The 22353-nt window shown below is 68.1% G+C and carries 18 protein-coding genes and 2 pseudogenes; 13 read left to right on the top strand and 7 right to left on the bottom strand.

What is annotated here, in order from left to right:
• Positions 1 to 77 precede the first annotated feature (77 nt).
• Positions 78 to 2078, top strand: coding sequence for a putative adhesin (locus ACRSBM_RS26450; protein WP_434447085.1), 2001 nt, complete (start codon positions 78 to 80; stop codon positions 2076 to 2078).
• Between the two features lie 27 nt (positions 2079 to 2105).
• On the opposite strand, the gene ACRSBM_RS26445 is transcribed toward ACRSBM_RS26450, so the two are convergent.
• Positions 2106 to 2957 (bottom strand): carotenoid biosynthesis protein, encoded by an 852-nt coding sequence (locus ACRSBM_RS26445; protein ID WP_434447084.1) that lies wholly within the window; start codon positions 2955 to 2957, stop codon positions 2106 to 2108.
• A gap of 397 nt (positions 2958 to 3354) precedes the next feature.
• On the opposite strand from ACRSBM_RS26445, the gene hpnE reads away from it, so the two are divergent.
• The 4 genes and pseudogenes from hpnE to ACRSBM_RS26425 all read left to right on the top strand — a co-directional run bounded on the left by hpnE (position 3355) and on the right by ACRSBM_RS26425 (position 6303).
• Positions 3355 to 4704 carry a hydroxysqualene dehydroxylase HpnE gene (gene hpnE, locus ACRSBM_RS26440; RefSeq protein WP_434447082.1) on the top strand — a complete coding sequence of 450 codons (1350 nt, stop codon included), beginning with the start codon at positions 3355 to 3357 and terminating at the stop codon, positions 4702 to 4704.
• Positions 4701 to 5726 carry a polyprenyl synthetase family protein gene (locus tag ACRSBM_RS26435; protein WP_434447080.1) on the top strand — a complete coding sequence of 342 codons (1026 nt, stop codon included), beginning with the start codon at positions 4701 to 4703 and terminating at the stop codon, positions 5724 to 5726. Before hpnE ends, ACRSBM_RS26435 begins: the two co-directional genes overlap by 4 nt.
• A pseudogene (locus ACRSBM_RS26430) lies at positions 5642 to 6070 on the top strand (hypothetical protein); the annotation flags it as partial. The gene ACRSBM_RS26435 and the pseudogene ACRSBM_RS26430, both read left to right, overlap by 85 nt.
• A 26-nt stretch (positions 6071 to 6096) precedes the next feature.
• Entirely contained in the window at positions 6097 to 6303 is a 207-nt protein-coding gene (locus ACRSBM_RS26425) for a hypothetical protein (RefSeq protein WP_434447079.1), read from the top strand.
• Here the strand turns inward: ACRSBM_RS26425 and ACRSBM_RS26420 are convergent.
• The 3 genes from ACRSBM_RS26420 to ACRSBM_RS26410 are packed head-to-tail and all read right to left on the bottom strand — an operon-like array spanning position 6280 to position 10494.
• Positions 6280 to 7161 (bottom strand): phytoene/squalene synthase family protein, encoded by an 882-nt coding sequence (locus tag ACRSBM_RS26420; protein ID WP_434447077.1) that lies wholly within the window; start codon positions 7159 to 7161, stop codon positions 6280 to 6282. The two genes, ACRSBM_RS26425 and ACRSBM_RS26420, sit on opposite strands and share 24 nt — an antisense overlap.
• Position 7162: 1 nt before the next feature.
• Positions 7163 to 9127, bottom strand: coding sequence for a hypothetical protein (locus ACRSBM_RS26415; protein WP_434447075.1), 1965 nt, complete (start codon positions 9125 to 9127; stop codon positions 7163 to 7165).
• Complete coding sequence (locus tag ACRSBM_RS26410; protein WP_434447073.1) at positions 9124 to 10494, bottom strand: cytochrome P450; 1371 nt, start codon at positions 10492 to 10494, stop codon at positions 9124 to 9126. Before ACRSBM_RS26410 ends, ACRSBM_RS26415 begins: the two co-directional genes overlap by 4 nt.
• A 365-nt stretch (positions 10495 to 10859) precedes the next feature.
• Between ACRSBM_RS26410 and ACRSBM_RS26405 the strand changes: the two are divergent.
• Positions 10860 to 11038, top strand: a pseudogene (locus ACRSBM_RS26405) (flavodoxin-dependent (E)-4-hydroxy-3-methylbut-2-enyl-diphosphate synthase); the annotation flags it as partial.
• 705 nt (positions 11039 to 11743) lie between these two features.
• The gene (locus tag ACRSBM_RS26400) at positions 11744 to 12310 is read left to right on the top strand and encodes a hypothetical protein (RefSeq protein ID WP_434447071.1); all 567 of its coding nucleotides are present in this window, start codon (positions 11744 to 11746) and stop codon (positions 12308 to 12310) included.
• 435 nt (positions 12311 to 12745) lie between these two features.
• Here the strand turns inward: ACRSBM_RS26400 and ACRSBM_RS26395 are convergent, their stop codons facing one another.
• The gene (locus ACRSBM_RS26395) at positions 12746 to 13651 is read right to left on the bottom strand and encodes a hypothetical protein (RefSeq protein WP_434447070.1); all 906 of its coding nucleotides are present in this window, start codon (positions 13649 to 13651) and stop codon (positions 12746 to 12748) included.
• 194 nt (positions 13652 to 13845) lie between these two features.
• Between ACRSBM_RS26395 and ACRSBM_RS26390 the strand changes: the two genes are divergently transcribed.
• Both ACRSBM_RS26390 and ACRSBM_RS26385 read left to right on the top strand, forming a co-directional pair.
• Positions 13846 to 14961, top strand: coding sequence for a hypothetical protein (locus tag ACRSBM_RS26390; protein WP_434447069.1), 1116 nt, complete (start codon positions 13846 to 13848; stop codon positions 14959 to 14961).
• Positions 14962 to 15051: 90 nt separating this feature from the next.
• On the top strand, positions 15052 to 15897 hold the full coding sequence (locus ACRSBM_RS26385; RefSeq protein ID WP_434447067.1) for a hypothetical protein: 846 nt from the start codon (positions 15052 to 15054) through the stop codon (positions 15895 to 15897).
• Positions 15898 to 16265: 368 nt separating this feature from the next.
• On the opposite strand, the gene ACRSBM_RS26380 is transcribed toward ACRSBM_RS26385, so the two are convergent.
• A complete protein-coding gene (locus tag ACRSBM_RS26380) occupies positions 16266 to 16553 on the bottom strand; it encodes a hypothetical protein (RefSeq protein WP_434453225.1) in 288 nt (95 codons plus the stop codon).
• Positions 16554 to 17058: 505 nt separating this feature from the next.
• Positions 17059 to 18138: a putative glycoside hydrolase gene (locus ACRSBM_RS26375; RefSeq protein WP_434447065.1), complete on the bottom strand. Its 1080-nt coding sequence runs from the start codon at positions 18136 to 18138 to the stop codon at positions 17059 to 17061.
• Positions 18139 to 18148: 10 nt separating this feature from the next.
• Here ACRSBM_RS26375 and ACRSBM_RS26370 point away from each other — a divergent pair, with 10 nt between their 5' ends.
• The 4 genes from ACRSBM_RS26370 to ACRSBM_RS26355 all read left to right on the top strand — a co-directional run bounded on the left by ACRSBM_RS26370 (position 18149) and on the right by ACRSBM_RS26355 (position 22313).
• Positions 18149 to 18463, top strand: a complete 315-nt coding sequence (locus ACRSBM_RS26370) for a hypothetical protein (protein WP_434447063.1) — start codon at positions 18149 to 18151, stop codon at positions 18461 to 18463.
• Positions 18464 to 19094: 631 nt separating this feature from the next.
• Complete coding sequence (locus tag ACRSBM_RS26365) at positions 19095 to 20321, top strand: SGNH/GDSL hydrolase family protein (protein WP_434447061.1); 1227 nt, start codon at positions 19095 to 19097, stop codon at positions 20319 to 20321.
• Between the two features lie 453 nt (positions 20322 to 20774).
• Positions 20775 to 21230 carry a hypothetical protein gene (locus ACRSBM_RS26360; protein WP_434447059.1) on the top strand — a complete coding sequence of 152 codons (456 nt, stop codon included), beginning with the start codon at positions 20775 to 20777 and terminating at the stop codon, positions 21228 to 21230.
• Between the two features lie 192 nt (positions 21231 to 21422).
• Complete coding sequence (locus tag ACRSBM_RS26355) at positions 21423 to 22313, top strand: hypothetical protein (protein ID WP_434447057.1); 891 nt, start codon at positions 21423 to 21425, stop codon at positions 22311 to 22313.
• Positions 22314 to 22353: the final 40 nt, after the last annotated feature.

Raw genomic sequence — 22353 nt, 5'->3', positions numbered from 1 at the left:
CCCGATGAGGCGTGTTCTGCACGTCTCGTTGCCCGATGGTGAACGGGAGGCGCGACGGTCTCATGATCTTGTGGGGCATGCGATCGAGCAGGCTCGCGACCACCGTCGGGAACGATCTGTTCGTGGTGGGCCACGGCATTCAGCTCCACGAGCACGTTTACGTCCCGGCGGGTGTGCGGGTGCACTTCTACGCGGAGAAGCGAAGGAAGCTCCCGATGACGCTCGGTGTCGCCGCGATCAACTCCGGAGGCTGGACCGCTCCGATGTGGTCGGTCGGCAGGACCGGCTGGGGATCCCGGTGCCGCAACGTGGTGATCAGCCGGCTCTCCGACGCGGAGCGGCAGGTGATGGAGAGCGCGGCTTCCACCACGGCCGTCTTGTTCGCGGGCGATCCGAGCATCCCGGTGCCCTCAGGCGGTCTCGCCCTGTGCGAGACGCCTTCGGCCTGCCGATCGTCGCGGCGGCACGACTGCGGCGGCTGGCTCGACGTCATGCGGTCGTGGGGGACCGTTCTGCACGTCGTGGCGTGCATCGCGCAGGACGACGATGCCGGACACACGGTCCGCACCGGTCGTGACCGGGCGGCCAACCGGTCCCGATGGCGGCAGGCGCTCCTGTCCTGGCGGCTTCCTGCCAGGGTGAGCCTGCTCGAGGACGTGCACGAGTTGATCACCCGGTTCGAGGCACTGTCCTGGCGGGAGAAGGAGAACCTGTTCGACTCCCTGCCCTCCGCCACACAGGCGATCCTGCGGTCGACGCGACCGGTCGACGAATGGGCCGTGCTGCGCGGTGCTCGCACCGTGCTGCACGACGCCGGGGCGATGAGCCTCCGCGCGTACCTCGACACTCTCGGTCAGGACGAACGCGCCTGCTGCCGGCAGGACCCGGACCTGGTCCGGGCGGCGGACGAGGCCACGGCGTGGGTGGAGCGCTGGTCGGATCCCGCGAGCGCTCGTCCAGAGCAGGCCGCTGCGGCATGGGCGGCCCTCGACCCGCTCGACCGGACCGGCGTGGACCAGACCCAGCCCGACATCGCGCTCCGGATGGCCGGATGGAGCGGGTTGTTCCCGGAAGGCCTGACCGAACACCGGGCCGCGCGACTGCTCGACGAGCACAACGCGGCCGTTCTCGCCGCGACCGAGCCGGGTGACGTGACCAGTTGCGTGGAGGTCGGCGAACGGGTCGTGCTCGCCCCCGCCGTGATCGTGGTGGAGCGCGACGCGAACGGATTCGAGACGGGTACGGGCGGCGCGTTGCGGCGGCACGTCCGGCGCCACGGGGGAGCGCGATCGAGTCTCACGGCCGTGCACGAACCCGGCGGGCGCTGGGTTCTGAGCGGGCAGGCGGCGCAGACCCACGGCTGGTACCTCCGGATGATGCTCCGGCGTGCGAAGCCGGAGGCTGACCTGCCGCCGGCCGCCGCGGTCACCGAAGGCCTGGACTCCTTCCACGAAGATCACCTGCTGCGCGCGGTGAACGCGTCCGTCCTGCGCCAGGTGCATGAGCTGAACGCACTGACCTCAGGCCCGTGGACCGCGGCGACGTTGCGGCGCGCGGTGACTGCGGTCGAGGACGAGCTCGCGTCGCGGACCAAGCTCGCCGAGGCGCTCGGCTCGTGGTCGGCCGAGGCGCTCGCTGTGATCAGGGCGTGGTGGTCCGAGGCGGCATGGGCGACGGATGCTCTGGCCAGGGCGTGCCGGGGATGGCAGCAGGGAGCGCCGGACGAGCTCCTCCGGTTGCCGGTCTCGCTCGTGACGGAGATGTCGTTGACGATGACGGCGGGATTTCTGCTCAGCGACCACCTGGTCGCGGTGAGCGAACAGACCGGCCAGGTGATCGCGGAACTACGGACGGCCTGGACCCGCGTCTGCCTCGCGTTGAACGCGGATGCCGACCTGGCGGAGCCGATGGCGGAGCTCGCCGACGCGTGCCTGCGCTGGACGGAGGTCGTTCCCACCGTGGTCGGGCTCGTCGTGACCGAACTCGAACTGGTGCCCGCGGCGATGACCAGGGCGGTTCGCGAAGGCTTCGAACTGGCTGACCGGCTACTCCTGGTCGCGGTGCCGGCGGCAGACTGATCCGGTCCACTGTGGACCGGAAGGGCGTCACGGGCTCGTGCCGGACGTGACGCGCCGGGCGATGCGCAACAGGGCGAGGACGGTGATGAACACCATTCCGTAAATGGTGAGCAGGACCGACGTCACGTAGATGTCTCCCGTGCGCCAGGTCGCACCGGCCGCGTCGGTCACGGTCGTGCGCTCGCCAGTGGAAGACTTCACGAAGTAGTAGATGGTCGTCGCCGCGTAGAGCAGCACCGCCTGCAAGTCGCTCGTGGTGTCGTGTTGCGGCCCTGCGATCGGCTGCTGACCGCGGCCGCGCAGGTACAGCGCGAAGATCTGCATGAACAGGTAGACGGTCAAGGTCCAGCCCAGGAAGTTGACGAGAGGTACGCCGAAGAACCCGCCGCCGCGCTCCCAGATCCAGGTGTGGTGGATCGTCGACGTGGCGGGGTCCATGGCGAGGTCCCACGCTGTCATGGCGAACGCTCCGACGACCGGGGTGCCGACGGTGACCGGCCAGGGTGAGTCGCGGTGCACGTCACCGAGCAGAACGGTTCCCGCCACCCAGGCGAGGTAGCCGGTGGCCAGGTAGGCGGGGCCGATGAACCAGGGGACCTCGAAGATCTTCCCCGCGGCGGTGTAGTGGTAGTGGCCGAACGGGAATCCGGTCTCGATGCTGAGGTTCTCCATAACGTTGCTGACCAGCAGGCAGGCTGTGGTGAACACGCCGATGGCGCGCCACCCGTAGCGCTGCGCGCCGTGCCAGAGCGCGAAGCCGACCTGCGCCACGACCAGCGGCAGCCGGACGCCGGGGACGAAAGCCGCGAGGAGCAGGCCGGCGAAGACGGCGGCGGTGGCGACCCACAGCATCCTGCCGGAGCGCTGGGAAGCGGGCATCGGACGTTCTCCTTCCAACTCGTCTTGCGATCGTCGCCGTGCCGGAAGCCGAGGTCGTTTCCCCAACGGGCAGTTCTGCGATGTCCGGGGGCATCTGAGCGTGCGGGCCGACAGGTCCGCGGACAGTTCCGCGCCCGGCGGGAGACGGCACCTCCCTCACCGATGCCCTGGTGTGCACACGCTCTGCCTCTTGCGGACAAGCCTGACCGCGTTGGGTCCTGGGACCCTGGGGCGGTCCCTTCACACAATGTCTTCTGTTGCGGTGTCAACGGAGGAGGTGCCTCGTGAGCGGCTCTGCACCTGAGGTGCCGCCGGATGTTCCCGCGCTCTCGGACAGATCCCGCTCGTCACGAACCCTGGACACCACAGTGGATCTCACAGGCACGGCGGTGAGGGGGTGACGGGGCAAGTGGTGGTCGTGGGTGGTGGTCTCGCAGGGCTCGCCGCTGCCGTCCGTCTGGCGGGCAACGGTTGTCGGGTCACCGTCCTGGAAGGACGGTCCCGCCTCGGCGGCGCCACGCACTCCTTCCGCAGGGGAGGGCTTGACGTCGACAACGGGCAGCACGTGTTCCTGCGGTGCTACACGGCGTACCGCGACTTTCTCGCGCGTATCAGTGCATCGCCGTTGGTGAAGCTCCAGGACCGCTTCGAGATTCCCGTCGTCGTCGCGGGCAGGCACGCCAGGCTGCGGCGATCCCGGTGGTTGCCCGCTCCGCTGCACCTGACCACGAGCATGGCGGGCTATCCGGGCCTCACCCCGCGGGAGCGGCTCCGCGCAGGTGTGGCTTTGGCACGGCTGCGGCGCCTGTCGCAACACGACCCAGAGCTCGACGACACCAGCTTCGGTTCATGGCTGCGTGCACATGGCCAGAGCGCCGGTGCGATCGAGTCGCTGTGGGACCTACTTGTGGTCGCGGCGCTCAACGCCCGCTGTGACGACGCGTCCTTGTTGTCAGCGACCCAGGTGTTCCAACGCGCTCTGCTGACCACCGCCGGCGCCGCGGACATCGGCCTGCCGCTCGTGCCACTCGACCGGCTGCACGCCGAACCCGCGCGGCACACGTTGTCCGGCCTGGGGGCGAAGGTGCACCTGCGCGCACGCGTGCAGGGCATCCGGTGGCACGAGGGCTCCTGGCGAGTGCACCTCCGGGAAGGCGTGCTGCCTGCCGACGCGGTGGTGGTGGCGGTCCCTCACGACCAGGCGTTGCGCGTACTGCCCGAAGGAGCTCTGGCACAGCCGGACGCGGTCGCGCGACTGGGACACACGCCGATCATCAACGCGCACTTCGTGCTCGACCGCGTGGTCGGCGCACCGACCTTCGTCGCCGCCGTCGGATCGCCGCTGCAATGGGTGTTCGACCGGACCGCGATCGCCGGTGCCGGCGATGACCGGCAGTACCTCGCGGCGTCCCTGTCCGCTGCGGAGTCCGTCGTCGACCTGGACACCGCGACGTTGCGCGCGACGCTGGTACCCGCCTTGCACGCACTCTTCCCCGCTTCCCGCACGGCGGGGTTGCTCGACTTCTTCGTCACCAGGGAGCGGCGGGCGACGTTCTGCCAGCGGCCCGGCAGTCGCCAGGGCCGGGCGGCGACTGTGACCGGACGTCCTGGGCTTCTGCTGGCCGGAGCGTGGACTGACACGGGCTGGCCCGACACCATGGAGGGCGCGGTGCGCAGTGGGTACGAGGCCGCCGAGGCGGCACTGAGGGTGCTCGCCGCCCGCGTCGACGCGGCGGTGGTCAGATGAGCACCCACACCAGTGCGGTCCCTGTCGCCCTGACAGCTGCGCGTGCCACCGTTGCGCCCGCAATGCGGGCGGCCACCGCGAAGCTGAGCCCTGCCGTACGCAGGGTCGTGGAGTACCACTTCGGATGGATCGACGCCGATGGCGTCCCCGCGTCGGGCTCTGGTGGAAAGGCTCTGCGTCCGGCACTCGCACTGCTGTCGGCCCAGGCCGCCGGCGCGGCGCCCGACCGGGGGGTGCCTGCCGCCGTCGCCGTCGAGTTCGTGCACAACTTCTCGCTGTTGCACGACGACATCATGGACGGCGACACCGAACGCAGACACCGGCCCACCGCATGGACCGTCTTCGGCACTGCCGCCGCGATCCTCGCAGGTGACGGCCTCCTGGTCGCCTCGGTGTCGACACTGCTCGACGCGCCAGAGGAGTGGACCGGATCCGCGGCGGTATCGCTCATGACGGCCACCCAGAGGCTGATCACAGGTCAGGCGGACGACCTCAGTTTCGAGCGACGCGACGACGTGACTCTCGACGAATGCCTGGACATGGCCGCGGGCAAGACCGCCGCTCTGCTGTCCTGCGCCGCGTCGATCGGTGCTGAGCTCGTCGGGGCTGATCACGACCTCGTGCTCGGGCTTGCGGAGTTCGGGGAGCACCTGGGCCTCGCGTTCCAGCTCGTGGACGACCTGCTGGGAATCTGGGGCGAACCCGAGGTGACGGGAAAGCCCGTGCTCGCGGATCTGAGAGCCCGCAAGAAGTCACTGCCCGTCGTCGCCGCGCTCCGCGGGACCGGCGTCGAGGTGGACGAGCTCACGCGGCTCTACCTGAACACGCCGGTGCTCGATGAGCGCCTGTTGCGGCGCGTCGCGGAGCTCGTGCGCCTGACCGGGGGCTACGACTGGGCGCGAGACGAAGCAGACCGGCAGGTCATCGCCGCACGGCGATGCGTAGAGGGGCTCGACGCGCCGGCGGCCGTCCGCGATCACCTCCTGCAGCTCGCGGCCTTCACGACGAGGAGGACGTGGTGACCGGCACGGACGAGCGGAGACCCCGGCGGCTCCTGCTGGCTCAACCACAGGCGTTCTGCGCGGGCGTGGAGCGGGCGATCGAGATCGTCGAACGGCTGCTCGAACAGCACGGAGCACCGCTGTACGTGCGCAAGCAGATCGTGCACAACCTGCACGTGGTACGCGATCTCGAAGCGAAAGGTGCGATCTTCGTCGACGAGCTCGACGAGGTGCCGTGCGGGAGCACCGTGGTGTTCTCCGCCCATGGTGTCTCCCCGGCTGTGCGGGCAGATGCCGCGCGGCGAGAGCTGCGCGTGGTCGACGCAACCTGCCCGTTGGTCACGAAGGTGCACAGCGAGGCCCGGGCCATGGTGTGCACCAGTGTCTCGGCATGCACTTCGCCAAGCTGGAGATGGCGGTTGTCGTCTCCGTGTTGCTCGAACGCTACGACGCCGAGCTGGTCGGGCTGCCACCGAGACCGGTAGTCAACGGCTCCATCCAGACGCCGTCGGCGCCGTGCCGCATCCGGTACCGCAGGCGTGCGACCGACGCCACGCCGCCTGCGCGACGGCCCTCACGGCCACGGGCGCAGCAGTGAACGAACCACCACAGACGCCTTCCGCCATCCGGGCAGCGACACGCGTCCGCGGGTGACAGCGAGCGGATCGGCGGCGATGCTGTGCAGCAGTGCGGCGTACACACCGACCAGCGCACCGCAGCACGCAGCCGCGCGCCGGTCGAGCAGCGGCAGCAGGCGTGTTCCGTCGCGGTACCAGCGCAACGCGGTGCAGGCGAGCGAACCCACGAGCAGTTCGAGGTCCTCGGGGGCGTCGGAGAGCTCGCCGTCCTGACCCAGGTCCAGCGTCACCGAGCAGCGCTCCAGCTCCGCGGCCGGCAGGTAGACGCGTCCGGAACGCCGGTCCTCCACCACGTCGCGAAGGATGTTGGTGAGCTGCAGCCCGACACCGAGCGCGTCGGCGTGGCGCGAGGCCTCCGTCATGTCGCTCGTGCCGAAGACACCGAGCGTGAGCCTGCCGATCGATCCCGCGACCTGCCGGCAGTAGACCACCAGTTCGTCCATCGTCGCGTACGTCTGGCCACGCAGGTCCGCTTCACACCCGTCGAGCAGTTCGTGAAACGCTTGCAGCGGAACAGGATAGCGGCGTGCTGCGTGGTGCAGGGCCAGCAGTTCGGGCACCTCGTCGTCGTCAGGGTGGTCGAGCTGCCTGCGCAGCGCTGTGAGCGCCTGGGTGCGGACAGCCGCGTCCAGTGTGCTGTCCGCGATGTCGTCGACCACCCGGGAGAACGCGTAAACGGCGCAGAGCGCCCGTCGGCGGTCAGGGTCCAGCAGCTTGATGCCATGCCAGAAGTTCTTCGCACGTTTGCGAGTCACGTCGACGCAGTACAGGTACGCGCCGTCGACGTCGGTGATCCGGTGGCGGGTCGGTGCGCCCATCTCACTCACCTCGTTCAACGCTGTGCGAACCCAGTGCCCAGACCGGGAAGACGCCTTTGTAGAGCCGGTAGTCGAGCACGGCAGAGCCGTAGAAGATGCCGCTGCACGCCTGCTGAGGCCAACCAGGGCCCAGGTGAGCGGCGCGGAGCGCGAGCAGGACGTCGCGGCCCTTGCGCACCGCGGGGTGCTCCTCCGGCAGCCCGCCCGCCAAGAGAGCGAGGACCGCCCACGCGGTCATGACCGCGTGGGCATGTGGCAGCGCGGTGTACTCACCAGACAGGACGCTCGAATGGTGTTCCCCCCAGCCTCCGCCAGGGAGCTGCACGCTCAGCAGCCAGGCCACGGCTCTCGCGACGGCGGGATCCGAGGTGCTGACACCGGCGGTCACCAGGCCCTCGACGGCGAAGAACGTGCCGTAGGTGAAGGCGATTCCCCATCCGGCGGGATAGCTGCCGTCAGACCGCTGCTGCTTGCGGAGGTACTCGACACCGCCGCGGATGGCGCGGTCCACCAGTGCCCTGCGCTGTCCTGGGTGGGCGCGCCGGAAGCGGGCCAGCGCCGCGATGCAGGAGCCGGTGCATTCCACGTAGGAGTGATCGGTCACGCAGTTCACGAACATCTCCGCCATGTTCAGGTGCTCCAGTACCTCTGGTGCTCTGGCTCGTTCGTAGGTGCCGAACCCTCCGTCCCGGTTCTGCCTGCTGAGAATGAAGTCAACCGCTCGGACCTGAGCCCTCAGCGGCACCGGTTCGGTGACAGCGGACAGTTCCGGGTGCTCACGGATGACGAGCAGCGCGGACAGGGCCTCCGCGGTGCAGTCCGCGACGGGCCAGCCGTGCGCGGCCTCGGAGAAGCACCACCCGCCGACCGCAGGATCGCGACCGGTCCGGGCCTGCTCCGGAAGCTCGCGGCTGATCTGCTGACCGGCGAGCCAGGTGTGAGCGCGAGCCACCGCTGCCCGCGATGCCGGAGTCGTCTCTGTCGAGGCGCACGCGCGCAGCGCGAAGGCGGTGTCCCAGGAGGACGAGCGGGCACCGACGATGCGCAGGCCCTCGTCGTCGTCAAGCCACCGCCACCGGTCGAACGCCCGGAACCGTGCGTGCAGCTCCGCGGCGGGCCGTCCAGAAGCGGCTCTGCCGAGATGTGCGAGAAGCCCCTGCACCACGCTGAGCGCCATCCCCGCGCTCGCCTCGGCGTCGGCGTCGGCGAACTCGGCACAGCGACGCAGACCGGCCTGGCGCAGAGCGGCGATCGGTCGTCGGTCATACCACGAGAACACCCGTTGGGCGAGGCGGGCGAGGAACCGCGGAGGAGCGCAGACCTCGGGAGCTGCCAGCCGGAACCGTGCCGAACGGAAGTCGAGCGTCCGGTAGGGACGGTCGTACAGCTCGGCGCGCAGCTGCCCGGTCAGCACATCAAGGTCGAACCGGGCCCGCATCCCGTACAGCCACGCCATTCCCACATAGACCTGACGGAGGTGGCAGGCGAAGCGGGCTGGATGCAGCGGGAACCATCGGGGAGCGGTCAGCAGTTCCGGCAGCGCGGGCACGATGCCCTCGTACTCGTAAAGTCCCACCACCGCGAGCCAGATCCGCGCCGAGGTCGGCATGTGGAGCACCCGGTCGGGATCTCGCCTCAGCCAGTCCCGGGCGCTGCCGGCGATCGCGTCGTCCGGGCCGACGCCCAGCAGGCGCAGGGCGACGTAGGCGAGCACGGTACCCGTCACGCTGCTTCCGCCTTCGGAATGCACCGGCCATGACCCGTCCGGCAGGCGGGTGACTTCGAAGTAGCGCCGCGCCGCCCGGACATCGGAGTCCGGCATCGGCCACGGACCCGCGACGCGGCAGCTGATGACGTACTGGGCGAGCAGACCGCTGTTCCACACCATCTCCGCCTCCCAGCGACCGTCCTCGTGCTGGAGTGCGCAGAGGTGGTCCAGAGGTGTGGCCGTCCGGTTTCTCGTCATGGTCCCGGCACCTCGTCGCCGGCGCGGTCAAGACAGCGGAAGGTCATCGGCAGACCGTCACGGGCACGAAGGGTGAAGGTCGGCCACAGCGCCGGTGCGCCGTCGCCCTGGTACTCAGGGGTGAACGATCCGGCCAAGGTGGCGAGCACGAGCACGGCCTCCGCCATCGCGAACGACCTGCCCAGACACATCCGCGCCCCGCCGCCGAACGGGAAGTAGGCGAACTTCGGCATGGTTCGCTCGAACTCGGCGTTCCAGCGCTGTGGCAGGAACGCTTCCGGGTCGTGGAACAACCGTGGGTCATGATGCGTCACCCAGGGAGCGACGAGGACGCTCGCTCCGGAGGGCACGTGATGGCCACCGATCGTCGTGTCGCGGACCGCATCCCTGCCGAAGGCGTAGATCGGCGGATAGAGGCGCAACGACTCCTTGACGACGTTGGCGGCGAAGCGCAGTCGCGGCAGATGTTCGAACGTCGGCGGTGCGCCACCGAGTTCGTCGTGCAGCTCCGTGCGCAGCCGTGCGAGCGCGTCGGGGTGCTGGGACAGTAGGTACCACGACCAGGACAAGGCGAGTGCCGTGGTCTCGTGGCCCGCGAAGAACATGGTCATCACCTCGTCCCGCACCTGACGGTCGTCGAGGCGGACGCCGGTGTCGTCCACACGCAACAACACCGACAGCATGTCGTCTCCGAGCGCACCCGACGCGCGACGTTCGCGGATGATGCCGACCACCAGTTCGTCGAGTGCGCGCAATGCTCGTCGTAGCGGGAGGTTGCGGGGTGTCCAGGCTGAGTCCGGCAATGGCACGAGAGCGGTGGTCCGCTCCGCGAGACGCGTTTGCACCACGTCCAGCGCGCGTCCGGCCCGGTCGTGGTCGAAGTCCGGAGAGGACCCGAACAGACAGCGCACCACCACGCTGAGGGTCAACCGCATCATGTCCCGCTGCACGTCGCGGACACCGCCCGCGCGCCAGGTGGCGGCGAGAGCGACCGCCTCCTCGATCATCACCGTGCTGTAGTCCGCGATGCGCGCCGGGCTGAACGAGGGCTGGACGAGTCTGCGATTGTGGCGCCAGGAGCCACCTTCGCTCGTCAGCAGGCCGTTGCCGAGGAACAGGCGGTTGTCGGTCAGGATGAACACCTTGCGGAAGTCGTGATGCCGCGCGGTGAACACCTCCGCCACGAGCTCCGGGTCGAAGACCAGGAAACCGCGTTTGGTGAAAGCCCGCACTGGCACGAAGTCGCCGTGGTCCCGTGCACAGCGCCGCAGGAAGCCCAGCAGGTCCCTCCGGTACTCGCGCAGGTTGCCGATGACAGGCGTCCCGCGGGGACCGGAGGGTGACGACCGGCTCTCGTGCTGCCTCAAGTGACCTCCCGGGGGTCTCGGCGGTGATCGGTTCCGGCTCGGCCAGTCCAGCCGCGAACAGCCGGGCCCCGCCGGTCCCCGGCGGCGTGTCCAGAATGGACTCGCGATGTTGAGACGGTGGTGTCACTCGAGGCAGCCGAATGGGCAGCCCAGTTCGCGCACGGAGAGTCAGGGCCTCAGGGCCCTGGCCCCTTCGAGAGAGATGCGATGTCCTCGATTCGGCGTATATGGCGCCACAGAAGAAGAACCCGAACGTGGAAATGCGGGTGACTTGCCGATGACCGCAGTCGCGCCGGGCACGCCGGATGTGCCGGCTGCGGCTCTCGCGCCCCGCAGGCACTCCCGGTAGACCACGTGGCTGTGATGGGTGCGTGGTCAACGGCCCCGGTGAGGCGCGCGAGGCGGATCTCGGCGTCGCGTCCCGCAACGGAAAGGGACAGATCTCGTGCGGGGCAAGGTGGTGAGGACCGTGCCGGAGCATCTGATCGCCGAGACGTTCGCCGAGGAAGCACTGCGGCTGGTCGAGCAGACGAAGACGACCTGACAGACTGCTGAGGCCCGTCCTGCGGTCACTCCTGGGACCAGGCGCCCCCTGCGGAACCATGGATTCGGCCACCGTGAGCCCGGAGCTCTCGCGAATCAGGCAGTACCCGCCTCACGGCGCATGTGGAGGCGACGTGAGGGTGCGTCGCTGTGCCGCGTCCGCGTCCTTTAGCACGTGGAGCGCGCCGTTGTTGAAGATCGGGCGCTTCCAGGCCTCTAGTCGATCACCAGGCTGCACCTCACCGGTAAAGGCGTCACGCCGGGCCTACGTCGGGCACGTCCCGGCGGCAACGGTCAGCATGCTTCGAGCCCACACGTCGACAGAGTCGCGGTAGCTGCATGACGGTTGCACAGATGCCTCTTCGGGAGACCAGAAGTGCCGATGTCGCACCCTTCGCACTACCCGCCCGTTTCGCCGTGCGGACTGCGACGTCGGGGATCGTGGAGTCCTGCCGCGTGACGAGGTGTTCGCCGCGCCGGACAACTGATCGACGCTGTGACCGGCGATGTCTCGCCGGGAGGTGGGGACCGGCAGGGAAGAGGGAACTCCCGTCGGTCACGCGTTGAGTGCTGGGCTCGTGCGTGACCGACGGCTTTCGGAAGGGGCCGTTCGTCCAGGTTTGTTCGTCACCGCCGGCCCGAAGCTGGAGGAGGCGGGACCGCAGGGCCCGCTCGCGTGATGTGCCGGTATCGAAGGGGTGTGTCCGTGGACAGTATCGACTGGCTGTGCGAGATGTTGCTGATCAGGGCACAACTGCCTGCCGACGCCGCGATAAGGCTGCTGCATGAACTGGCTGCCGTGCTCGAGGAACATCGGAATCAGGAAGTCCACGACGGCTCGTTGGAAGAGTTCGTCCTCCGTGATCTCGAGAACTTCGAGGGGGGTAAGCACCTCCGCCTCGTGACCGTGATATTCGACCTGGTCAAAGAAGCCGGCATCACTCCGGACGACTTGCTGGACAGCCTCTACCAGACGACGGAGGAGGAATGGGCGGAGTACTTCTTCGCTCAGTTCGTCCGCACCTGCTGGACTGACGTCGAGCCTCAGCCCGAGCTGTGGGACACGCAGGCTGCAGCATTCGTCCGGGTCGCGGAAATAATGGGCTTGGCAGGCAAAGCCACACAGCTGATGTCGGATCTGCAGAACTTTCCGTATCGAAAGCGTCTGGAAATCCTGAACCGCACCTACAACGTTTCGATCCCAGCCCTGTCGCGAGCGCCCGAGGAGGAGCCCAAGCCGCCCCGATCCCGCATGCCCCGGCTGCCCGGATGACCCGAGTCGAGTCGAGTCGAGTGTGCACGCGTTCGGGTGAGCATCGCGAGTGCACGAGGCAGTTCCGGAACCGGTCACTCGTTCGCCGACGCGAGGTTCGTCAGCTCGGTGTCCAAGTCGAGCCACCACGCTCCTCACAGCGGGGTGCTGACATCGCCGATCTTGGTTGTCGGCGAAGTGGACCTCGATCTCTCCGGAGTCGTCAGGCCCAAGATGCACCATCACGTTGCGGTCACCGGCTCGTGCGAGCGGCCGGCAGCTGTCAGGTCGCGACCAGCACCCCAGTGCATCCTGTGGTGGGTGAGGACGAAGGCGGAGGTGACGACGAACGGTCACGTCCGCAGTCCTGACTCAGGTCGGTCGCGGATCAAGGGAACAGATGAAGGCCCTGGGCTGAGCCCGGCTCGTGAGCGCTTGCCGATCTCGGTGCCTCGCTCACCCGGCGAGCTGCAGTCGCAACGGCCGACCCGTCGCCAGCTCACGCTGCCGCTCGGCGTTCCACGCGAATTCCGTGTGACGCTGCGCTGACAACTGGTCGAGTGCGGCCATGCGCCCGTACGTCCACTCGCTCACCGCGATCAGCGCCTGCGGAATCAGGTGGGAGTCCGCGGCGCCCAGGAGGACGTCTGCCGCGGTGGTCAGCACTTTGTGGCAGTCCTCGCGCGCCTGCAGCAGGGCGAGCGCTTCGGCCGGCCCCGGAACCGGTCGGTCGCGCCACCGGTTCCACTCGGTGACAGCGCGCTGGACATCAGCCTGGTACTGGCGAACGACCACATGTACGTGCTCAAGTCCAGGCACACCACGCAGAATCTCAAAGATGGCGACGAGGTGTTCGAAGTGGCTGTCGATCCGGTCGGTGCTGAGCTCGACGGCGGACATCTCGCTCCAGTCGTGCGGCCACGTGAGCCTGCCGCCGTCGTCGACGTCCAGCAACCTGTCGGCGTTGACCTGAAGTGCCTCCGCGGCGCGGAAGGTTTCCGGCCTGGCGCGACGGCCGAGCTCTACGGCCCTCGACTGGATGGCGGCCGCGATCTCGATGTCCTGCAGCAAGCGGCGCATTTCGCCGAGAGCGTCGATCAGGAAGTCGACGGTGCCGGGGGAGCGCGGTTCCTCGATGTCGGCGTGAGCCTCCGCGAGATCCGTGAACTCCTCGAGCATCTGCTGGTAGGCCGTGACAAGGTTCGCGAGTCGCCCACCGTCGATGTCGGAGGTGGCGGTCAGGGCGACGACCGCGTCGTCGGAATCGGAATCGGAAAGGCCGTCGTCGCTGTCGGGCACGGCACCAGCATCCGACTCGCGGTGAGCCAGCGTGATGACCATGAGGGCAACCGCGAGGTCCATTCGCGCTGCCTCGCTCAGCCGCCGTGCCGGTGGTTCGGAAGTCGGTTCGCGGGCGGCTGCCGGGACGTGCAGCCTCGCGGGCAGACATGTCTGTCCAGGTGGCTCTGGGACCTTGCGTCAGAGCTGCGGTTACCTGGCGAGGTGAACAGAGGAGCCGCGGTGCGCCGCGGGCGAGAAGAAGGGCCGGGGGAAACATGACCTCCGTGGAGGACACCACCTGCCCGATCTGTGTTGAGGCTTACGACGACGACGCCCGCCGTCCCGTGCCGCTCGACATAACGTGCGGCAACCGGATCTGCCTGTTGTGCCTGAGGAACCTGTTGCGACAGTCCTGCGTACCCACGGCCGTGACCACGGCCGGGGACGCCGAGGTCGAGTGGGGGCGACTCCCGGCCCCGCCGAACTGCCCGTTCTGCAGGACGGTGCTCGACCGCTCCCGGCTGGCGCAGTTCCCGGTCGAACCCGCGCTGCTCGACCTCGCGTTCGGTGTCGACCGCTCCCAGGCCCACTACCGGTACGAGGGACAGGACTGGCAGCCGTACGACGACAGCTCGTTCGGTTCTGCGGTGTCGGCGTTGCCGGTGCTCGACGTCGGCCTGCTGGCCGTGGCCCATCAGGACAGTTGGTTCATGCCCGGCACCGGTGGCGCTGTCGTCGAGCTGGTCACCGCCTACAACGCCGAACTCGGCGACATCCGCTCGGCCGTGGCGGCGACGGGAGAGCCCAGCCCTGTCCGGGCGGGTGAGGCGATCACCGCCTTCGACGGGCTCACGTCGCACCTGTTCGTGATCTGTGCCGATCGCGCCGACGTGGCCGGCCGGTTCCTGGCGGCGTTGCCCCCGACCGGCGGCTTCTGGCAGGGGTGCCTGATGAACCTGGAGGCGATGCGAGCCGCCTGCCTGGCGGTGGCAGAGGCCACCGAGGCCACCCTGAGCACCGCGAGCGAGCTGTTGGAAGCGACACCGTGCGTAGAGCTCACCGTGCCCGATCTCGGTGCGGCACAGCGGGTACTCGGCGACACGACGCGATGGTTCGGCACTGCCGCGCGGATCACCCAGGTGAACGATGCGTTGACAGAGCAGTGGGCGACCGTGCAGGCGCTCCTGGACGACTGGTCACTCGACGAGGCGAAGGGCCTCGCGGAACAGATGCTGCGGGAGATCACCCGGCTGCAGGTGGACGAGCTCATCTCGATCATGGAAGACGCCACCGGCAAGTGCGCGTTGATACTGCAGGAAAGCACTTACGTGATGGCTGCGGTCGCGGTCATCCGCCGGAACCTGGGGCTGTCCGAGCTCACCCGTGCCTGAATCACTGCCCCAACGGACAAGCGGAGCCGCACACGCTGCTGCCAGCCTCGGATGACAGTCCACGTCGAACCCGAGGACACAGCCGAACCCATGAGCGCTCCGATGCAGACACCTCCGGGCACAGACCAGGTCCGGATCCCGACCCAGGTCGACGGCGGCCGGCTCGCGGAGTGGGTCTCGGCGATCCAGCAGAACTACGACCACCTCGCCGCGCAGACCCAGCGCAAGGAGCTGACCGAGCGCGAGATCGGTGAGCTGATCGCGCTTGCGGAGGAACAGCGGAAGCTCATCGGCAGGACGCACGAGGAGATCAAGCGGCAGATCGAGGTGCTGACCCTGCTCGCCGAGAACATCGGCGACGTCGTCAGTCAGCTCGGCGAGGCGGCCGAGGAGCAGGCGACCGAGCTCGACACGGTCGACGGCTTCGGATCGCTGCGCTGGCCCGATGACGTCGATCGAGTGATTGCGGTGAAGCTGAGCAGCGAGCAGTTCGACATGCACGCGGACGACGTGGCCCAGATGCTTGAGCCACTGCGGCGAGTCGAGGTCCTGGCGCGGGCACTGGAGGACGTACAACGGTTCCAGTCGGCCGTGCAGAAGGCCGTCGTGCTGTGGAACCAGGTACAGACGACGTCGTTCGCCTCACACGAGGAATGGCAGAACTTCATTGAGGAGCGGGATGCTGCCCGCGACCTGTTCGACACCGCGGCCACGAGCCTGCGCGCGGTCCTGCATGGCGGGACGGGACCGGCTGCTCCTCCCTGGAACGTCCCCGTCGTCAGCGCCTGGGCGGCGGCACAGGCCGAAGCGCTGCGGTACGCCGCGATCTGGGTGCATCAGCACTATCAGGTCACGGTCGACTGGGCCGAGATACTCAAGGCGCGCTTCGTTCACGGCGAGGTGACGAAGAGCAGAGTGCGGCCGCGGCGTGTTTGACGGGTTCCTGTTCGACTGAGTGCGCTGGTGGTGCGGCGCCGCGAAGGTGAGTGAAGCTCCCGCGCCCGAAGCGCGGATCGAATCTGGCGACGCTGCTTCGGCCCGGCGCCCCCGGAGCACGGACTGCGGCATGATCGGAGCGGGGAGGACCGCGTCAACGGCAACGGTCGTGTCGTGGTGCCGGTTGGCCGGGCACCGGCTTCTCCCGTCTCACTCCGCCGATGGTTCGGGGCGGTCGAAGCCTCATCCCATGACACTTGCCTCTTCTGAGCTGAGTACCTGCTCGACGACGCACGGAACTCCAAGCGATTGATCCTCGCGCGAAAGCCTCCGCCTTGCGCCCTCGTGCCCGATGGATGCTGGTGCGCTTACGAGGTCGCGTTCGTCGTCGGGGCGGAAGCGCTCGTATGCAGGGCCAAGTGGATCATGCCTTTGGCTGTGAGCCGGGCGGGCACGCGCATGCCGACACGGCCTTGTCGAGCGGGCTCCATCAGCGCCGCGTGGGCGAGGTGGTGAGCGATCTGCTGATCACACCATGCGAGGTCGTCCAGGAACGCGTCCGGTTCGGCGCTGCAGGTCATCTCCACTCGCCCTGCGGAGACCGCTCTCAGCAGAGCGAGCGCTCGGTGTGTGGTGGTGTACGGCCAATCCGTCATGTTGATCACCTCGTGATGACGTGCTGCTTCGCATCGTCGATGACATGACCGCTCTCGTGCGGCGTGATGACGCGGGACCGCACCCGCCGTCCCTTTCCGGCTGCACTTCCGGGCGTGAAAATGGCGGATCGACAGGCGTCAGAGTGCGCGGGGCCTCGTCGCGCGACGACCGCGTCGCCGCCCGGCGGGGGCCTGGGTTCCGCGAGCCGGCGTGAACTCGGTGCAGAAGGCGGACGGTCGCCTCGCTCAGGTACGGCCGGACTGTCGTAGGGGCGAGCCGTGGTAGCGAGGTGGACGCAGGTGACAGGGCTCATGGCCCTGGCGACCGGCGTCAGCTGCCCAGGCCAGCCCCTGTGGAGAGATCGCCAGTTGCCTGGACGTGGGCGGCGAACCGGGAACGTGCACACGGCTCCGGACCAGGAACGCCGGCGATGTGGTTCGGCTGGTTCCGTGTGGCACCGGGGTGGGCGAGTACCCGCCGGCCGCGGATACTCGCCCACCGAGATCAGCAGGCGCGGCGCAGGATGGACCCTGATGTGCCTGCGAGCGACACCGACGTGACCGACCGGCCCGTCTCGGCCGTGTAGGTGCCGCCGAGCGCGACTGCCACGGCGTTCGAGCCCGTCGGATTGGCGTTCACCAGTACCACGCCACAGGTGTAGTCCCGTCGGAAGAGGTTGGTCCCGATGGATCGATAGGACCCGGAAGGCGTGCCGAGGTGCCAGTCGTACTCGGCGCGCCAGGGTGAGGGATCTCCGTACCCGTCCGTCCGCGCGATCGGTGCGAAGGCGCTGCGCGAACCGTTCACCATCAAGAAGCTCGCGAACGCGTATCGGAAAGCGCCTTGCGCGGTATCGGTGAAGTGGGGCTGAACCCAAGTGATCTTGCCGCGAGCCTCGTTCGCCGCGATCTCGGCGAGCTGCCTGCTCCACCCCTGGTCGTACTCCGGCAACAGGTTGGTGTCGCTGAAGGTGAGCCACCACTCGTCGAAGGCGCCGTCGAGGTTCTCCGTGTACGCGCTCCACGCCCCAGCGAACAGTCGTGCGTTCGCGAGGTTCGCCACCGTCTTCAGACCGGCCGACGCGAACTTGGACCTGGCGTTCGCGAACATCGCCTTGTAGGCGTTCTGGAACGACTCGTCGCTGGGGTACTTCGCCGGGCAGACACCGTCATGATAGGTCTCGCAGGAGAACAACGCGTTGTCCATCAGTACTCCGTCGAACCCGGACGCCTTGCTGGCCGAGATGACACTGTCGATCCAGGCGTTCTGGTAGGCGACGTTGCCGATGTCCATCTGCCAGTGTCCTGAGTAGCCACTGTACTGGAGGCGCTGTCCGCCTGGGCTGAGCATGAACCACTCCGGGTGGTTCCGGTCGGCGTCGCAGTACCCGATGCCGGCCGGCAACTGTGCGTCGTCGACTCCGTTGCGGCAGGCGTAACTGCGGGTCGACGAGAGGTCCTTGTAGACGAACACCTGCACGCGAGGGTTGGCGGCCTTGAGCTTCGGAATCAGGGCGCTCTCCCAGGCATTGAGAACGATGTAGGCGCGTCGGCGCGCTTCCGCCGTGAGTTGCGCGTCGGTCACCGGAGTGCTGTTGAGATGCAACCAGAACGACTGCGCGGTGGGCGCGAAGCCGCTGGAGGGTGGTGACGTGGTCGTCGTCGTCGTCGACGTGGTCGTCGTCGGTGGCGGGGTCGTGGTCGTCGTAGGCCTGGTCGTCGTCGGTCTCGCGGTGGTCGTCGTGGTCGTCTGCCGGGACGTCGTCGTTGTCGTCGTGCCGGACCTGATCGGGATCGTGATCGTCCGGCTCGGCCCGAGCCTGATGGTGATCGTTCGCGTGCTGACGTCGGCGGCCAGGCGGACTTCCGCACCCTGCTCGTACCCCGGTGGGAGCATGCTCGCGCTCTGAGCTCCACCACCTCGCCCAGCCGGGCTGATCCCGGAGACGACAGCCATCCCGGCGATCATGGTGACCAGCGGGGCGATGACGAGTTTGCGTGCGAACGGGCGGGTGCGCGTTGGTGCGTGCGGGTTCATCGGCTCCAGCGGCATGACGTCCTCCGGGAGAGTCGGGCGAGCACACGACCCACGTCGCGGAGTGAGGGGCCAACTCGCCGTGGAGGTGACGCTATGTAGGGAGGGCGAATCAGCTAATGCCTCAGGGTGATACCCGTTTGGGCGGCCTGACTACTAAAGGTGTCTCGATCGGGAAGGAAACGTGACGCTGCCTGGTGGTCGTTGCCAGGTCGCACAACGCTCCTGGGCGTACCGCTGACCTGGAAGCGCTGACAACGCAGATCGGCTGGGACGCGGGTGCGCCCGAATCACACCTCGTCCACGTGTGGAACGCAGATCCCGGACGACCTCACGAGGTATCTCGACATCCAGTCGGACGCGGTCCGGCGATATGACGGCTGTCGCCCCGTGCCTCTGTTCGAGCTAATTCCGTCGACGTCGCATAAGCATGTCCACGCGCTCGGATCTGCACGTCGTGCCTCGCCTCGAACGGGGCCAGGCCGTCGCACGACAGGAGGACTCGGATGAGGAAGCTCGTGGCAGCGGTCACGACCGCAGTCATGGTCGTCGCGTTCACGGCGGTGTCCTCGGCCGGCGCGGCTTGGCACCTGCCGTGGTCGGCGGCGTGGACGACGCCGCTGCACCCGCCGTCGTCGCTGTTCTGGAGCTGGGCGCCGCAAGGCTTCGACAACCATACGCTCCGGCAGGTGGTGCGAGCCGGCACGGGCGGGTTGGGTGCGCGCGTCCGCTTCTCCAACGCGCACGGCACGGCATCACTGCAGATGACGGGTGCGACTGTCGCTTTCGCGGCGACGGGAGCGGCGGTGACTCCGAACACCGTCCACCGGCTCACCTTCGCGGGGAACGACTCGGTCGTCGTGCCGGTCGGCGGTGAGGTGGTGAGCGACCCGGTACCGCTGTGGGTTCCGAGGTTGCAGGCCCTGACCGTGTCGACCTACTTCGCCGGGCCGACCGGACCGGCGACGAACCACCTGTTCGCCAACACGATGAGCTACCGCGCCGCCGGTGACCACCTCGCGGACACCGACGCCACCGCGTTCACCGAGGCATCGTGGTCCTCCTACTACGTGTCCGGCGTGGAGATCATCGATGCCACACCGCAGCACGACAGCGTCGTGGTGGCCTTCGGCGACTCGATCACCGAAGGCACCGGCTCCACCATCAACGCGAACAACAGGTACCCGGACGCGCTTGCCGAGCGGCTGACTTGGCCGCGTGGTGTGGTGAACGCAGGCTTGGGCGGGAACCGGATGCTCAACGACTGCTTCGGCACAAGCGGGCTCACCCGGTTCGCGCACGACGCGCTCGACCTTCCCGATGTTCGCTCGGTGATCCTGTTGCAAGGCATCAACGACATCGGGCTGGGCGAGCTCAACACGATCGGCTGCGCCGTCACGCCCACTCGCGTGACGGCGAGCGACCTGATCGCCGGCTACCAGAACATGATCGGTCAGGCACGCGCACGCGGCATCCGGATCATCGGTGGCACGCTGCTGCCGTTCAAGGGAGCGCCCTACTTCAACGCCTACGGGGAATCGGTGCGGCAGGCGGTGAACGACTGGATCCGGGCATCCGGCGAGTTCGACGCGGTAGTGGACTTCGATCAGGCGTTGAGGAACACGGCTGATCCTGAAGCGCTGCTGCCCATGTATGACAGCGGCGACCACCTCCATCCGAACGACGCCGGATACCAGGCGATGGCCGACGCGGTGGACCTCGGTACCCTCTGACGGAGTCAGGTTCGACCCCGTGAGATCTCGCTCTCACGGGGTCTTCCGCGTTCACACGCGATCCGAGTTCGCGCTCACCCCAGCGCTTGACGTGACTGCTGAAGCGCTTCACGAACCGCTTCCACCCCCTCAGCGACTCCCCGCACTTGTTCTCCAGGTCGGCGCGCAGCTCGCTGCACGTCCGCGCGGCCACGGGCCTCCTCTGGGCAGAGACCCACGCTGTCAACGGCTTCTGTCAGACCTGTCGCGCCACCTCGATGAAGGCATGGCGCCGGGGCCGCCGCGACACCGAACCGGTAGCGCCCACTTCCGCTTGCCGCTGTGAGCTGTCCGCGTCGGGGAGTTCTGGTCGAGAGAGTTTTCGCCGGTTCCTGTGATGGGCGTAATGAGGCCGCGGCTCGCTTGTGCAGTGGGTGGGTGCCGAGGGCGCACCACGACGAAAGGAAGAACATGATGAGGCTTCGCACGCGCGTTCTCACCATCGCCGCCAGCGGAATGATCGCGCTCGGACTGGGCTCCGTTCTCGGGACGTCTTCGGCCCTCGCGGCACCAGAGCAGGGCTACGGGGACGGCTACCACGCCGAGTACGAGTCGCTATGGGGCGGCGATGTGTACGCGGCCGAGGAGGATTTCCTCGCCGAGCCCGAGAACAACGACTCCAAGTCCGACTACAAGCCTGAGTACGGGCCGGCGGCGGCGGAACCGTCCGCCAAGGCCGTGCAGCAGCCCGTCGAGCAGGCGGTACAGCCGGACGAGTTGGCGGACGAGCTGCCCGCCGGTCTGCGCCGGGCTCCGGCGAACAGGCTGTGCCCCAACGGGGGGATCTTGGTCACGGGGTTGATGGATGTCGAGTCGCCGGACGGTGAGGCACCCATCGAGGACTTCTGCGCAGTTCGTACCCGCTGGTAGCACGCACGCGGTACGAGCCGGCACCTGAGGAAGGTGGCCGCGATGGCTCCACCAGGGTGCCGGCCCCACCTGTCCACTCGTGACACCGAACTCGAACGAAGGAAGAGGATGAACTTCAGGAAGTCTGCCGGCGCGCTCGCCCTGACGATCGGCATGATAGTGGGCGCGGCCACCGGGGGCGCCTCTGCGGCGTTGGCGGAGACGACGTCGAAGGCAACGGATGACGTGGCGGCATGCGCCGGCATGTGGCAAGGATTGCTGCACGCGGAGGAGCGGCTGCGTGCTGCCCTGGCTGGGGGCGTAGATCACTCTGCTGTCTACTACCTGGTGCGGGACTTGCAGGGTCTTGCGTGGCGCATCGACAGCAAAGCGGAGAAGCTGGCGCCGGACGTCCGCGGTGACATTCATAAGTGTCGTGATTCTGCGTTGTACCTGTCCATGAGAGAAGATGTCGCGTCCATCGTGTCGTCGGTGTTCGAGGCCGCGCTGAGGATCGAGGGGGCCGCGAAATGCGTCGTGGCGAACGCCCCGGTCTGTCTGCTCAGCCACGGGCAGAACCTCCGCAAGGATGCGGATGACGCCCGGAAGCATCTGCTTTCGTGGCTCGACGGTTACGTGTCCGTCACTCGCTCATGGGTCTCGGCACTCGGCATCAAGTCGGTGACCGCGAGCTCATCGGTCGAATGGGGCACCTTGATGGCGCTGGGCAACCTGCACGACGGTGTGACCACGCACGGGACCGGCAGGTATGGCTGGAGCAGTGACTACGGACAGCACGACCGCACCGAGTCCCTGACCGTCCACACGCGACTCGACTCGGTCTCGCGCCTCGAGTTGTGGCCGCGGTCGGACATGGACTTCGGCTTCCCCAAGGCGGTGACGGTGTCGAAGGCACTACCGGACGGCACGTGGGAGCCGATCGCGTCGGCTGGGAACCTGGTTCGACCGGAACGCGGCTCGTACGTGCTCCCGTTGCCGAAGACCTCGTCCCACGACGGCAAGTACCGGGTCGACTTCACCTCGCTCTATGACCAGGGTGGCACGCTCTATGTTGCCCAGTTGCAGGAACTCGTCCTGAGCTGATCGCGGGTGACGGAGCCGGTACACCGGTTCGGAGCCGCCC

It is taken from the genome of Lentzea xerophila, assembly GCF_051094245.1.
Classification (GTDB): Bacteria; Actinomycetota; Actinomycetes; order Mycobacteriales; family Pseudonocardiaceae; genus Lentzea; species Lentzea xerophila.
This window is presented reverse-complemented; position numbering and strand designations above follow the sequence as displayed.